The organism is Paenibacillus sp. y28, assembly GCF_037137075.1.
Classification (GTDB): domain Bacteria; phylum Bacillota; class Bacilli; order Paenibacillales; family NBRC-103111; genus JBBBNV01.
Map to the genome: position 1 here is coordinate 30,151 of NZ_JBBBNV010000032.1, position 14,601 is coordinate 44,751.

The window sequence follows — 14,601 nt, forward strand, 5'->3', positions numbered from 1 at the left end:
CGGAAATTCGCACAAAATGAGCTTCTGAAACGATTGTATGAGGAGGGAATAGAATGCAATATTGGTTCTTGTATCACTTACAAGACGGCAGCATTTACGGTACGCCCTACCGAGGCTCTGTTGAAGAATGGACAAACATTCCTCCGGGCTGCGCTGTCTTGGGGCCGCTGCCGGAGGAGGATGAAGCTGCGACAGATGCCTTCATGTATCCTAACAATTACACGGTCATTGACGGTGAGCTCTCAAAAACGGGAGACACCTACCCGGAGCCAGTACCTGCGGCACCAACGCCGGACGAGATCATCGCGGATTTGAATCAGCAGGTTTTAACCACTCAAGCCGCACTGGCTGACGTGTATGAGACGATGCTGACATTGCAGGCGGAGCTGGCGGCAATGAAAGGAGGACAATCAGCATGAGTCCGATGGTGAAGCTTTATTACAGTCTGGTTAAGGCCGGATTGAGGGAAGTTGACCAGGTTCCGGCGAACAATGGATTGCGGGCTGCGGTTCAAGCGTTGATTGAGGAGGAACCACAAAATAATTCAGGAGGCTCACAGCATGGTTAATGTACGTGTAGGGACGTTTAGGATGGGGCTGCTTGATCGACTCCGGGCGGGATGTACAGGAAAGGTTCACGTCGTCGTGCAAACCTATGAAGGCCAGCTTGCCGGTATTGATGTGACGACCCGCATTCCTCAGCCGGTTCATTATATGTACCCGCTGCCACAACAGCCGGAGCAGCAAGAGGAGGGAATTGCATCCGTCGAAGTTCAACCGGAGGCCCATGAGCCGAGGATTTCATCCGCCAAACTGGAGACAGGTGCGGGACAGGGGGGAGTTGCGTAACCTTTCAAATGGGTGGACACCGATCCCACACGTATAAATTAAGGATATTAAAGCTCCGCTAAATGTATAATTTTATTGCCTCCATTTGGAAAAGTTTCTTCTTTTCTGTTAAATAGCTGCTTTCATACCGGGGATGCGACAGAAGGTCATGACGTTTTATAGTGCAATTTGAGGCGATCAGCAGTAAGGATGCTCTTGGCAAATAAGGATTATTCGGACAGTTAGCGGAGCATCGGCCTCTATCTCGGAGCTACTGTGGTTTGCATCGTTCTGTACAACGATCGTTAACAAGAACCTGGAAGAATGGAGTGGGAGCTAGCCTAAGCCCTTAGCAAGCTGAACGCGGTAACAGCTTCAAAACTTCCGGAAAAACGGCCCCGAGTCATCGGGGCAATTTTTAACTCATTCGATTGCAGGCTCTGAATGAAACCAAGTGGAGGAAATGAATTAAAAAGACCCAGGAAGGCAGAAAGGAGGACTCACATGAACTATCAGTTCTTTTTTAACTTCATGGCAGGGGCGTTTGGGGCGGTGACGTCGTATGCGTTCGGGGGGTGGTCCGGGACGCTGGAGCTGCTGGCGCTGGCAATGGTGCTGGATTACATTACGGGTGTGATTGCAGCGTGGAAGGAAGGTAATTTGTCCAGTGAGGCCGGGTTTTGGGGACTTATCAAGAAGTCTCTCATGATTACGGCGGTGATGCTGGGGCACCGGGCGGATTTGGCTTTTGGCGTGGAGGATGTGTTCATGACCGGACTGGTCTGTGCATTTATGGCCAACGAATTGATTTCACTGGCCGAGAACTATGGCCGCCTCGGGCTGCCGCTTTCGGAGCATATAATGCCAATCATAGCTGTTTTGAAGCAGAAAGGGGGGAAAGACCATGACAACGGCACAAAGCTTTATTAACAGCATTGCCCCGTATGCTATCACGGAGCAAATCCGGACAGGCGTTCTGGCGAGCATCACGATTTCACAGGCGGCGCTGGAGAGCGGCTGGGGGGCGAGCGCGCCGGGCAACAATTTGTTCGGTATCAAAGGCACGGGCCAGGAGCAGACGACCCAGGAGTATATAAACGGCAGCTTCGTTACAGTCACCGCCGGATTTCGCGTCTACGACAGCTGGATTGGAAGCATTATCGACCACAGTGATTTTTTGGTGAATAACCCTCGTTATGAGAAGGCGGGATTTTTTGCAAGGTGCGCGGAGCTGGATTATGCGGGCGCTGCACAAGCGCTGCAAGACGCAGGCTATGCAACTGACCCGAGCTATGCCAACAAGCTGATTGCCATTGTGGAGAACTATAAATTAGATGAATATGATCAGGAGGCGGAAGAAGGAATGGCATTGAAGTTGACGGCGGATTGGCAGTGGAAGCAGCTGGGGGATGCCTTGGACGGGCTGTATCACAAGGGATTGCTGTCGGACTACACTTGGGCGGAAAAAGCCTATAACCGGCAGCTCACACCATCGGAGCTGTCTTGGCTGAACACCATTGTGATTGCCCGCAAGGCCGGAATAGAGGCCTAATATAATAGTAGAAACGCGGTGGGCAGTGAACCATGAATCGCATACAGGCCTGGAGAGATGCAGGTGTTAGACCCCATCATCATGTGCGAGCCCTATCATAATGGAAGGTCGCTGCGTTGAATGAAAAATTGCAGGGAGCATATATATATAGAAGGAATACGGTGAGTGGCAGGTTCAGACAAGCCGATAACCCGTGAAACCCGCCAAAATATTGTCGAAAAGGCTTGCACGCCATTCACCGGACGTGATATGATTATCCCTGTCGTCATAGGACATCTATCACATGGAACTGTGGTGTAGAGGCCTAACATGCCTGCCTGTCACGCAGGAGACCGCGGGTTCGAATCCCGTCAGTTCCGTCAATGTAGACTTGCAGCTTTGAGAAGGAAGTACTGTGGGCAGGAGGCCGTTCCTGCTCTTTTTTATTTGGTTTTTTATTTGGCTTTGATCTCACGGGAGAGGCGGGGTTTCTTTTGACGCCGGTATTGCAATTTCATCAGCTGCAAAAAAGCTTCTCCGGAAAGACCACCCGATGCTTGTTCTCCGGGGTATCCGCCCGGATGGATCAGCCGGAATCGGTTGCCTTGTTAGGTGCCTCCGGGCAAGGAAAAAGCACCCTGCTGCGCATAGTGGCTCTGCTGGATCAGCCGGATGCGGGGGAGCTGAGTCTGCACGGAAAGCCTGCAGCCCAGTGGCCGCCCCGGGAGTGGCGGATGCGGGTATGCTATGTGGCGCAGCAGTCGGTCATGCTGCCTGGTACGGTGGAGGATAATTTACGGACGGTAAGTATACTGCATAACCGGACCTTTGAGAAGGAGCTGGCCCGCAAGCTTTTGACAAGATTAGGCCTGGAGCATCTGGACTTGGGCAAAAAGGCCGCGGACTTGTCCGGCGGTGAGAAGCAGCGGGTCGCCTTGGTCCGTTCGCTTTTACTGCGGCCGGAAATATTTTTGCTGGATGAAGTTACGGCTTCCTTAGATATTCACAGCAAGCAGGCGGTGGAGCAGGTGCTTGTAGAGTGGTATCGCCAAGAGGGAGCAGGGCTGATCTGGGTGACACATGACATGGAGCAGGCCCGGACGGCGTCGGACAAGGTTTGGTTTATGGCGGAAGGCACACTTGTGGAATGCACGGCGACTGCTGAATTTTTTGACCAGCCGGCAACCTTGGCCGCACGGCGGTTTATACAGGTTGCTGTGGAAGGAGAAGGTTAAGTCATGTCGCTCTTGGCGCTAGGAATGACGCTGGTATTTGTCTTCATTACGATGTTGATCTCCATGTGGCAGAAGCTCGGGCTGGAGAAAGAGGTTTTTATCGGAACGATCCGGTCCGCAGTGCAGCTGCTTCTTGTCGGATATGTGCTGCAATTTGTGTTTCAAGCGGATCATCCGCTGCTGCTGCTTGTGATTGTTGCCATCATGATTGTAGTCGCCACATGGAACGCGGCGAAGCGAGGGCGAGGGGTTCGGGGTGTTATGGTGCGTGTTGGCGCGGCTATAGCTTGTACCGAAACGGTGGTCATGTCGCTGCTGTTGGGCCTCGGCATAATTGAAGCTGCGCCGCAATATATGATTCCGCTCAGCGGGATGGTCATCGGCAGTGCGATGGTAGTATCGGGATTGTTCCTGAATCAGATGAAGCGGGAAATGGACTCGGCCCGGGGCGAGATCGAGGCGCTGCTGGCTCTTGGCGCTACACCCCGGCAGGCGATCCAGGATGCGCTGAAGCGTTCGGTGAAGGCCAGTATGATTCCGACGATTGACGGCATGAAAACGATAGGCCTGGTGCAGCTTCCGGGCATGATGACGGGCATGATTGTGGCGGGCGCAGACCCGGTCGAGGCTGTGCGCTACCAGATTCTGATTGTATTTTCTTTGTCGGCTTCGGCTGCGTTAAGCAGCATTTTGCTGGGAATGCTGTGCTATCGGTTGTGGTTCACCCCGCAGCAGCATTTACATTCCTTCAAGTAGATCTCCTACACAAACAGAAGCCCGCCTACCGGCCGTATCGGCCTGCAAGGTGAGCTTCTGCTTTATCCGGTGCACTGCTAGGCGTCTTCTTCGTGTTCATCAGGATTGGAACCGCCTTCATCTTCATCCTCAATTACAGCGTCGTCTGCATCTGCATCCGGGGCATCAGCTTCTTCCGCTTCCTCCACAGAATCGGCTTCTCCTTCCGCATCGTCCGCAGCTTCGTCGTCGGCTTCTTCCTCGGCGGCATCCTCCGCCGTTTCATCTTCCACCACCGCTTCTTCTTCTGCCTCATCTGCTGCCTCATCGGCGCTGCTTTGAAGCGCGGCGCTGTTGTCCGCCTCCTCTGTGCTGCCGAAAACAAGGCTGGCAGCTTCGTTCTCCAGCAATTGATCTCCGTCCAGTGGGCCGCCGTTGAATTGATTGTCCGTCATGTTTCATTCTCCTCTCAGGGAATAAAATCTGTGACTGGGGGCTGTGTTCATTAGTATATATATGAGGTGGAATCCTGTTCATTCCTGTAGCGCATGCGACGTTTTGTAACCTTGTCCTGAATAAAATTCGCTCTATGAAAAAAGCCTGTTTTTGCCGTTTTCACCGGTTGACGATTTTGGAGTTGCCTCATGCGTCATAACAAAGAACAGTGCGGCCCAAGGGGGTTCCGCACTGTCTTTGTTGAGCCTCCAGCTTCTAGTTTATTGGATTCCAGCCGTCCACACCGGCCAAAATTCGCTCCGGTGTCAGGTGGCCAGCTTCTTCAGCCGTGAGCTGCCGGGACCAGGAAACCCGCGCGCCGGTATTTCCGCCCGGGCCCGTGCTGCCAAATTCCCCATAGCGGACGGTCTGCTCATTGTTCGGATCGCGCCAGTTGTCCCAGCCCTCCGGGTGGATGTGCGCGCCCATCCACGTATGGATGAATACCGTATGAGCGTGCGGACGCCATGGCCGCCCCAAGTAAACGTCCAGATCCTCGGATGCAGCGGTCAGCCTGCAATCGATAAAAACATAGCCGACCGGCGTTCTTTCCGCGGTGCAGGCCGCCGTAATGTAGCCGCCGCGCAGGCTGTGAAGCTCACATTGCCGGAAAACAGCCGTAGCTTCACCGAAAATATAATCGACGTGGCCTTCAATATAGCAGTTCGTAAAATAATGGCGGCCTTTGCAGGTATAAAGGGTATCCTGATAGCTGAGCAGACGGACATTGTTAATTACCGCCCGATCTCCGGCGAGATACAGTGCTACCGCCTGGCCGATGCCTTCTCCGACGCCGGCAGTATTGTGTACGGTCAGTCGCTCCATGCGGAAATCATCGCCCAGAGCGGAAACGACCGCCGTGCGGAACGTTCCGAGCGGCTGGCCCTCGACGCCGATCATGTTGGCATGCTGATGGTATGTAAGGATGGTCCCGTCTACGCTTTCCCCGATGAGATGAATCAAGGTTTTGTTATCCGGAATCGTAATTTTCTCACGGTAGACGCCGTTTTTGATATGAATTACAGAAGGGACCTGCCAATGAACGCGAACCGTGTCGATCGCGGCTTGAATCGTTGTGAAGTCGCCGCTGCCGTCCTGGGCTACTGTAAACTGCTGCATACGTTGGGAATCCTCCTTGCAAGTGGGATCATCGTGCAGCAAGAGACACCGGGCAATCCGGTGTCTCTTGCATTCCGCAGCGCTGGTGTGCGCGGCAGGCTTATTTTTGGTTTTGCTTCAGGTAATACGCTTTGTATTCTTCTTTAATTTTTTGGCCGCCGGATTTGTTCCATTTCTCGATTTCGGCCATGTAGCCTGCCTCGTCAAGCTTGCCCATGATGAACTTGGTTTGAGCATCGACAATCATTTGCTCCAGCTCTTTACCGCGCTCATTGTAGGTTGCGGAGATCAGGGTCAGAGCCGGGTTCGGCACGACGTGCTTGGCGATTTCCTTTGTTACAGCCTGACCTTTTTCACCGATGGCAACGTCTTTTTGCGGCAGAACGTTGTAGCCTTCAATGTAAGGGAAGTTGTCGCGGTAAGGCTTCACTTCACGTTGGAACGCAGTGAAATCAGTAAACTCGGTTTTGTTGTCGGTTGTTTTGACAAAATGCTTGTTCTCAATACCGCGCATCAGCAACGTAGCCATGTCCGGATCCATCAGCTGATCGAGGAATTTAAGCAGGCGTTTCACTTCAGCTTCGGTTTTAACGGTACCCTTTGGAATCACGTAGATACCGGAGTTGCCGGTTTGGCCAGCAACACGCAGGCCGTTCGGGCCTTCAAGCGGCGCTACATCTACAACAGCCTTCGGATCTGTTTTGGACAGTCGATCCTGTTGGCTTTTGGCTGTGTTGGCAACAGCAACCTTCAGACCTACACGGCCGGCGTCATATTGCTTGTCGGCTTCAGTGGAGTCGAATGCTGCAAAGTCTTTGTTGATTAAGCCGTCATCATACAGACGCTTGTAGAATTTCATGACGTCAGTATATTCTTTGGTTTCGAACTCCGCTGTAAAGTTGCCGTCCTTGTCTACCGCCCATTTGTTCGGCGCGCCCATAGCAACCGCGAAGCGGGTAGTCAGCGAGTATTGGCCTTCGTTATACTTTTTGAACAGCAGGGTGCCGTTTGTGTCGGCTTTACCATTTTTGTCCGGGTCGTTCAAGGTCATAGCCTTAACCACATTGTACCAGTCGTCCAATGTTTTCGGAAGCGGCATGCCCAGGCTGTCGAGCCAGTCTTTGCGATAAACAATAGCTGCGCGAGCGATTTCGGAGAAAACCGGTACGCCGTAAATTTTGCCGTCTACTTTAATGTTATCGAAGAATTGGCTGTCTTGAGCGGATAAGTTTTTGTAATCCTTCAGATAAGGGCCAACCTCCCAGAACAGGTCCGATTGCATGGAGCTAATAATGTTCGGGTTGTATTGAACCTTCAGCAGCTTCGGCATTTCGTTGGATGCGAGCATGATGTTGATTTTGTCTTCATACGCCGCGTTCGGAATCCACTGGATGTTCAGCTTGGAATTGGTGTATTTCTCGATAGCCTGCTCTACTTCATTGCCTGCAGCCGGAATGTCGCCGACTTGTGTCATACCGATGCTGATATCCAAGGGGCCGGAGCCTTCGGCAGCATTTTCGGCTTCAGAGCCTTTTGTGCCGCAGCCTGCGATGATAGAACCGGTCAGCACGAGTGCGGTTAGTGTAGAAATCCACTTTGTCTTTTTCATGGTGTAGTACTCCCTCCTAAATATGTCGCTTTTATTCTCTATCTGTTTCGTTGACCGCCCGGCCTAGCCGGGTGTCGGTTGCCTCGGTTTTATTATGCACGAAAAATGGTAATTTGCCAGACATTGAATTTAACTTATTAAGTAAGCGCTTACTTGTACCGCGATGGGGACAAAATAAGCCGAATTTAACATCGATATGCTCGATTTAACCGCTGTAATTTCCTTTATATTCTATTATATAAATTTTTATCCACATTAAGTAATAATAACAGATTGAAATAGTGTGGAATAGAACCCGGAAATGAAGCGCCTATTTTTGTGATGGACGGTCGGATCGGCAGCAAGTAGTGTGTCTCAAATTCCGGTTATTCAGAATCACCTGCTATCCGGCCGGATGCTTGTTCACATGTCCGCTAGTATGTCCGGCAGAGATGCTGAGGAAGAACCAATGTTGAAAAGCGCCATCCAAAACCATGCACCGCAGCGCAAGTCTGGAGCTAAGCAGCGCAAGTCCGAAGAAAGGCGAAGGAAACCCCTGCCGGTGTACACGCCGATAGATGGATTTCCCAAGGCTGGCTAATTTATTAAAAAAGACCGAGACACTATTCGTGCCACCGATTGTAATATAATTCTCAAAATTCTTGTGAAGTGCTGGCAAGTTGAGTATAAAGGCTTCCAAGTTGGAATAAATGTGACAAGAGCTTAACGAGTCTTCGTTTTTTGCTTGTACGGCAGGCCCGATAAGGCTTCGGGCTGTTATCAGGACGCTTCACCTTCCTCCCATAAGCCAATTTTCCTGCGAGATACCGAACATTTTTCCGTAATTTCCTAAAAATTTTCGATTTTTCTCGTTTTTTATTGTCCTATTTATACAAAAGGAGCGGCAGATTATGTTACAATACTTTACATACATCATAGAGAGCCGACTCATATGAACGAGTGGAGGGAAATACCATGTTTGACTGGCTGGGCTTCAAAAAAGGGCTGCCGTTATGGTGGTCGTACCGGTTAAATCGTCAATTGAAGGAAGATGTGGAGCACATATTTGAAAGTGTGGCGAGCACACGCAAGGAGCTGCTGGTGGAATGGGCGGAGGAGTATTGGAGCCACCTGGATCGGCTGCTGCGGGATGCCTCGGATGCTTTGACGGAGCAATCGTTCTGGGACAGCTCAGGCCTGCCTGTCTGGGAGCGGCTCAGCGGAGCGGTCCGGCAGCGGGCGGCCGATTTCTCGGAGCTGTTCCTGCTCGATGCGTCGGGTCAGGTCGCCTTCTCGACCTATGCTCCGCATCAGGGGACACGTTATGGCGTGGACGGGCCTTTTGCCGAAGGGCTTGCTTATGCCAGAGAAGCTCGTGAAGGACGGAAGTGCCTATTCGGCCCCTATGCGGATAAAGTGACGCTGGACATCGGTCCAAGCACTTCTTCTTTTCATGATAAAATGACCCTGCTCTTTATTTGCCCGATTACGGACAAGGGAGAATGGAAGGGCGCGATCTGCGGGCGTGTGCCCAACGATGTTATCGGGGATTTGATTCAGCGTGAGTCCGGGCACGTTTATCCGGATTCGGGCGATAACTATATTTTTATGGCAGAGCCCAAGCTGCGCAAGCAGATTATGCCGGGAACGGCGCTGTCCCGCAGCCGCTTTGAGGATCGGACATTTACGCACGGGGAGAACCTGAAGGACGGCGTCACAACGGATTGGGGAATGGTTACAGTCAAGGAGCATACGGAGTTGGAGCTGATGTTTACCGATCCGGCGACGGGCCAGCTTCATCCCGGGGTAGCGAGCACCATTAAGAACGGGAGCAATCTGTTTGTCGAATTTCCGGGCTATTCGGATTACCGACATATTCCCGTTATCGGAAAAGGAGTTACCTTCCAGCTTCCGCATTGTCCTGATGGCTGGGGAATGATGTGCGAGGGAGATCTGGAGGAGGTATACCGTCTCCGCAGCATCGATTGGAAGGTGCGGCGCCTGCAGCTTCCGCTGATCTTCCTGTTCTGTATTCTTACGGTCGGGATGGTCATGCTGCTGATCAACAGCCAAATGCCTCCGCTAATCGCAGGCGCGCTCGTCGCATGCTTCAACGTGCTGTACGGCGTCGTCATCATTTCGGTTACGCACCGGAAGGGCACAGCGCCCGCTGTGCGAAGCCTGCGTGAAATTAACCGGTTTATCCGGATTAATGCGGAAGGCAAGGGCGATTTGACGCAGCGGCTGCAGACCGATCGCTTCGCGCCCGATGAGACCCGGGAGCTGGCCAAATGGATTAACAATATGAATGATTCACTCGAAGGCATCATGCTGAAGGTGAGGCAGGCTTCGGCCGACGTGCTTGCAAGCCAGCAGCGGCTTAATCAATCCACGGGCGCAACGATGCATTCAACAGAGCGGATGGGGGAAGAAATTAATGCGATGATCCGCAGTATCCGGAAGCAGCTGAAGGATATCGATATCGCCAAGGATGTAGTCGGAGAGATGAAGGATACGCTGCGCGTGCTGGAGGACAGGGCTTCTGAGCAAATTTCGGTCGCCCAAAGCGAAGTGGAGCGCATCGGGGACAAAATGGGCCAAATTTTCAGCAAAGTATCGGAAACGAACAAAACGATCCTGACCTTTATGGAGACCACCCGCCAAATCCGGGAGGTGCTGCAGGTTATCGACCAAATTTCGGCCCAGACGAACCTGCTGGCGCTGAATGCCTCGATTGAAGCGGCGCGGGTGGGCGAGCACGGCCGGGGCTTCGCAGTCGTTGCCGGTGAAATCCGCAAGCTGGCCGAGATCACCAAATCGTCGACCGAGCAAATCCATGGAACCGTGCAGCTCATTTATGAGAATGCGCAGGAGGCTGTCGTGTCGATGGAGGAAGGCACGCGTGTCGTGGAAGAAGGCAACGAGCTGGTAGCCGCAGCTTCAGAGCTGCTGAACAGCGCCAATTCCGAGGATTCGCTCAAGACGCAGATCGTGGAAGAGGTAGTAGCCCTGATGGAGAAAATTGCGGCCGTCAGCATCGAGAATCGCCGTATTTCCACGGAGGTAGAGGGCAAGGTGCATGAGCTGCTTGTGGATATGGGCGGCGTGCGGCATACCTCCAACCATGTCGAAGCGATTACCGCCTTCCTGCAGCAGCTCGTGGGACAATTCCAGCTGCGTGATGCCCGGGAACGATAAAAGCTGCAAGACTCAGAGGCTATCCGCCGTGATGGCGGCAATTGAGCAAGTAGCGGGCCCAATGAGACGCCCGTCGCTGCGAAGCGCTTGGGCGTTGCCTCGGCATCGCGCAGAGCATGGCCGCTTGCTGTCTCGAATGAAAGACGGACTTGGGTCCAACTCCGTATAAACGTAAAAAAGACCTCCGGTCCCCCCTCGTAACAAGGTGGCGGCCTGGAGGTCTTTCATTTCATGAGGTGCTTGCCCACAACGGCTGCAGGAATTGAAAGTTGTGGCTGCGCTGCATTAGCATTTCGGTTTGTCCGGTTAGCCGTCAATCCGCCGCAGCGCTTCCTGGCTGGCTTGGTCGATTTGCTGCAATTCCTCCGCGCTCAGGACAATGTCTGCGGCGGCGGCATTAGCCTCGAGATGGTGCAGGTTTTGCGTGCCGACAATAGCCGATGTGACGGCTTCCTGATGAATCAGCCAGCTAATCGCAATTTCCGAGACGGTAACCCCTTTTATGTCCGCAATGTTCTTCATTGTATTCAGCAGATCGCTTGCCGCGTCCAGATGCTCCGGATAAAATAAGCGGCGAGCTTGACGGAAATCGTCTTCTGCGAGCTTTTTCCCGCCAAAGTGGAAGGCGCCGGTCAGGATGCCCTTGGCGATGGAGCTGTAGCTGGCAATGCCGATACCGTTCGCCAGGCAATAAGGAAGCACATCCTTCTCAATGCCGCGTTGCAGCAGGCTGTATTCCGGCTGAATAATGTCAATTTGCGCGTACTGCGCCGCTTCCTGCAGCTGCTCCAGAGAGAAGTTGGACACACCGATGGCACGGATCAGCTTTTGCTCCTTCAATTTGTTGAAGGCGGAGAGCGTTTCCTTCACCGGAATGTCGAAGCTCGGCCAGTGAATATAGTAAATATCGATATAGTCCGTTTTCAGATTGGTCAGGCTCCGCTCCGCGGCACGAAGCACCTCATCCGGCTGAAGATGGGAACGGCTGACCTTGGAGGCGATGACGCAGCGGCTGCGTTCCCCTTCCAGCGCGGCTGCGAGCACCTGCTCGGAATGCCCTTCGCCGTAGCCTTCGGCGGTATCAAAAGTGGTGATGCCGAGCTCTAGCGCTTTGCGCACCGCCGCAATGTTGTTCTGATCGCTGGTAAACTCCCACGGGCCGCCGCCAAGCTCCCAGCAGCCGAAGGTCAGGGCGGAGAGGCGCAAGCCTGAATTTCCTACTGTTTTGTATTGCACCGCAAACATTCCTTTCACTATCGAAATGGTGTAGTCAGCTCTATTATACCTGAATTGCTGGACACGATTTCGTTTATTAAGGGATAATAAAAAAAGAACAAGGAATTGTAAGTGATTAAAGGAGCCTGCCTTTTGTGAAAAAGCTTATCTTCATCGTACTGCTTTATTGTGCAGCCGCCGCTGTTTTTTGGTATTACCGTGTCCCGGTGACGGATTGGCTGCAGCAGGACAGCGCCCGGGAGCTGCCGCTGCTTATCCTGGCCGCAATTATAATCAGCTGTGTGCCCGTCATCCCTTATCCGGCTGTAGCCGGGGTGTTCGGCGCGAAATTCGGGCTATTGCCGGGCCTCGGATGGAGCACGGCCTGCTCGACAGTGGCGGCGATCGTGATGTACTTCGCCATACGCCGTTTTTTTCAAACCGAAGGCCGGGCCTTATTGGCCAGTACAAGGTGGACCGAGCAGTTCACCCGGCGGGTTGAACGTTATCCGTTTTGGGCTGTCTTTCTGGCAAGGCTTATCCCGGTCATGCCGGCTCAGGCAGTGAACAGCTATGCTGCTGTTTGCCGCATACCAGCCGTGACATTTATCACCGCTACGCTGCTGGGTAAGCTGCCTGCATTAATCGTGTACACGCTAGCCGGAGACCGGCTGGGGCATTTATTATAAATTCGAGATTGCATTGACTTTCCGATTTTGTTGTAACTATAATAGTTACATGTTAATTGGCATGGTTGAACATGCAGCAGCATGAGGGTAAACAGGAGGTTTAACGCATGATCAGCTCTGAAGTGTCTGTTTCGGCACCTGCAAGCATACGCCGATTATGGGCGGTTTTTATTTTGGGCGGACTGTCCGCCTTCGGGCCGTTATGCCTGGATATGTATTTGCCGGCTTTGCCGGTTTTGGCGGGCGACCTGCAAACAAGCGCATCCATGGCGCAGTTAAGCTTGACGGCTTGCCTGCTCGGGCTCTCTCTGGGCCAATTGCTGGCGGGACCGCTCAGCGACGTCCGGGGACGTCGTGTTCCGCTTCTTGCCGGTCTGGTCGTTTACGCGGCCGTTTCCCTTATTTGCGCGTGGGCGCCCTCGGCATGGTCCTTCATCGCGCTCCGCTTCATTCAAGGTGCGGCCGGCGCGGCTGGTATCGTTATTTCCCGCGCCATTGTCCGTGATATGTATTCGGGACCGGCGCTTACAAGTTTTTTTGCCATGCTGATGCTCGTTAATGGGGCTGCGCCGATTTTGGCGCCGATTATTGGAGGCCAGCTGCTCCAGTTTACGACCTGGCGGGGCGTATTTATTGTACTCGGCTTGTTCGGGATCGTCATGCTCGCCGCCGTATGGCTGGCCATGCCTGAAACGCTGCCGTCCGCAAGGCGCTCCAAGGGCGGTTTCTCCAATACCTTGACGACGTTCCGCACACTGCTTCGTGATCGGTTGTTTATCGGCTATGCCCTGACGCAGGGCTTCGTCACAGCAGCGATGTTTGCCTATATTTCCGGTTCTCCGTTCGTACTTCAGGACATTTACGGCGTTTCACCGCAGATGTTCAGTGTGTTCTTTGCGATCAACGGTCTGGGCATCATTATTGCCGGACAAATCACGGGACGGCTGGCCGGGCGGGTGAATGATGCGAAGCTGTTTATTTCCGGTCTGTCCATTGCTGCGGCCGGCGGAATCGGGCTGCTGCTTGTCATTATAAGCGGAGGCTCCTTGGCGGCCGTCCTGATTCCTTTATTTTTTGTCGTGGCCAGTGTGGGGGTCGTTTCAACGGCAGGCTTCTCTCTGGCCATGCAGAAGCAGGGCCATCATGCGGGCAGCGCGTCGGCGCTGCTCGGTGTCCTGTCCTTTATATTCGGAGCGCTTGTCGCGCCGCTGGTCGGAATTGGCGGGGGGACGACGGCGGTTCCGATGGGTCTCGTCATCGCGGCAAGCGAGCTGTGCGCGGTGCTTTGCTACCTGCTGCTCGTCCGGAGGAAATAAGCGGAGATCATTCGAATAAAGACACAATCGGGCCTCGTGCAGCCGTTCTGCCACGAACAAGCTCATCATCAACCGTTGAATCCAGCCGAAGGATCGGAAGGAAGCGGAAGCCGCAGCGGAATTATTATTTGCGGACGCTTCAGCTCTGTATCGTGAGGCACAATAACAACAGGCTGCCGGCGCAGGAAGCATCTTTTCTCCGCCGGCAGCCTTTGTTATGACGTCAAAGCCGACAATATGACGTTTTCCTGCAAAATTTTGCCCTTTCGATAGTCTGACTAGAAATGATATAATGAGGGCGTTTACACATTTTTAATATTTACAAAGAAAACCACTAGCGTTGCATAAAAAGTCGGCGGCATAGTTTTCGAATAATTCTGAACAAGGTTTTAGTTTTCATTACCAAAAAGTCGATTGCCCACCAGAAGGTAGCTCTCTGTCCATTTGGTAAATTTATGTAGTTTCCCCTGAGTGACGGAAATACTAGCTCACTGTTTCTTGCGCCTACCCGCTGATTTTCGACTAGGTTTACGGTGAATTCGTTCCATCCATTGATGCATCGGTTCCCATAATAGAATTTTAAGCCAACGATAAAGCTGAAGAATACTGTGATGTGTAGCGGTGTCCAGTTTCATAAGTACGAGCAGACAAAA

General features: G+C 52.9%; 14 protein-coding genes and 1 tRNA gene. 11 read left to right on the forward strand and 4 right to left on the reverse strand.

Features of this window, described 5'->3' with window-relative positions:
- The first annotated feature begins 53 nt into the window (after positions 1–53).
- From WBG83_RS19565 to WBG83_RS19600, 8 genes are all read left to right on the forward strand, one after another.
- Entirely contained in the window at positions 54–419 is a 366-nt protein-coding gene (locus tag WBG83_RS19565) for a hypothetical protein (RefSeq protein WP_336747020.1), read from the forward strand.
- Positions 416–568 (forward strand): CD1375 family protein, encoded by a 153-nt coding sequence (locus WBG83_RS19570; RefSeq protein WP_336747021.1) that lies wholly within the window; start codon positions 416–418, stop codon positions 566–568. Before WBG83_RS19565 ends, WBG83_RS19570 begins: the two co-directional genes overlap by 4 nt.
- Positions 561–848, forward strand: coding sequence for a hypothetical protein (locus tag WBG83_RS19575; RefSeq protein WP_336747022.1), 288 nt, complete (start codon positions 561–563; stop codon positions 846–848). Before WBG83_RS19570 ends, WBG83_RS19575 begins: the two co-directional genes overlap by 8 nt.
- Before the next feature lie 483 nt (positions 849–1,331).
- Positions 1,332–1,757 carry a phage holin family protein gene (locus WBG83_RS19580; RefSeq protein WP_336747023.1) on the forward strand — a complete coding sequence of 142 codons (426 nt, stop codon included), beginning with the start codon at positions 1,332–1,334 and terminating at the stop codon, positions 1,755–1,757.
- Positions 1,732–2,379, forward strand: a complete 648-nt coding sequence (locus tag WBG83_RS19585) for a glycoside hydrolase family 73 protein (protein ID WP_336747024.1) — start codon at positions 1,732–1,734, stop codon at positions 2,377–2,379. The genes WBG83_RS19580 and WBG83_RS19585 overlap by 26 nt, the downstream gene beginning before the upstream one ends.
- A gap of 285 nt (positions 2,380–2,664) precedes the next feature.
- Positions 2,665–2,738, forward strand: a tRNA-Asp gene (locus WBG83_RS19590).
- A gap of 114 nt (positions 2,739–2,852) precedes the next feature.
- Complete coding sequence (locus tag WBG83_RS19595; protein WP_336747025.1) at positions 2,853–3,593, forward strand: ABC transporter ATP-binding protein; 741 nt, start codon at positions 2,853–2,855, stop codon at positions 3,591–3,593.
- Between the two features lie 3 nt (positions 3,594–3,596).
- Entirely contained in the window at positions 3,597–4,349 is a 753-nt protein-coding gene (locus tag WBG83_RS19600) for an ABC transporter permease (RefSeq protein WP_336747026.1), read from the forward strand.
- 77 nt (positions 4,350–4,426) lie between these two features.
- Here the strand turns inward: WBG83_RS19600 and WBG83_RS19605 are convergent, their stop codons facing one another.
- From WBG83_RS19605 to WBG83_RS19615, 3 genes are all read right to left on the reverse strand, one after another.
- The gene (locus tag WBG83_RS19605; protein WP_336747027.1) at positions 4,427–4,783 is read right to left on the reverse strand and encodes a hypothetical protein; all 357 of its coding nucleotides are present in this window, start codon (positions 4,781–4,783) and stop codon (positions 4,427–4,429) included.
- A 256-nt stretch (positions 4,784–5,039) separates the two neighbouring features.
- Entirely contained in the window at positions 5,040–5,942 is a 903-nt protein-coding gene (locus tag WBG83_RS19610) for a pectinesterase family protein (protein WP_336747028.1), read from the reverse strand.
- 100 nt (positions 5,943–6,042) lie between these two features.
- Positions 6,043–7,551 carry an extracellular solute-binding protein gene (locus tag WBG83_RS19615; RefSeq protein WP_336747029.1) on the reverse strand — a complete coding sequence of 503 codons (1,509 nt, stop codon included), beginning with the start codon at positions 7,549–7,551 and terminating at the stop codon, positions 6,043–6,045.
- Positions 7,552–8,505: 954 nt separating this feature from the next.
- Between WBG83_RS19615 and WBG83_RS19620 the strand changes: the two genes are divergently transcribed.
- Complete coding sequence (locus tag WBG83_RS19620; protein WP_336747030.1) at positions 8,506–10,728, forward strand: methyl-accepting chemotaxis protein; 2,223 nt, start codon at positions 8,506–8,508, stop codon at positions 10,726–10,728.
- 306 nt (positions 10,729–11,034) lie between these two features.
- Here the strand turns inward: WBG83_RS19620 and WBG83_RS19625 are convergent, their stop codons facing one another.
- Positions 11,035–11,973: an aldo/keto reductase gene (locus WBG83_RS19625; RefSeq protein WP_336747031.1), complete on the reverse strand. Its 939-nt coding sequence runs from the start codon at positions 11,971–11,973 to the stop codon at positions 11,035–11,037.
- 125 nt (positions 11,974–12,098) lie between these two features.
- On the opposite strand from WBG83_RS19625, the gene WBG83_RS19630 reads away from it, so the two are divergent.
- Both WBG83_RS19630 and WBG83_RS19635 read left to right on the forward strand, forming a co-directional pair.
- Positions 12,099–12,632, forward strand: coding sequence for a TVP38/TMEM64 family protein (locus WBG83_RS19630; protein WP_336747032.1), 534 nt, complete (start codon positions 12,099–12,101; stop codon positions 12,630–12,632).
- 107 nt (positions 12,633–12,739) lie between these two features.
- The gene (locus WBG83_RS19635; RefSeq protein ID WP_336747033.1) at positions 12,740–13,948 is read left to right on the forward strand and encodes a multidrug effflux MFS transporter; all 1,209 of its coding nucleotides are present in this window, start codon (positions 12,740–12,742) and stop codon (positions 13,946–13,948) included.
- The last annotated feature ends 653 nt before the right edge of the window (positions 13,949–14,601 follow it).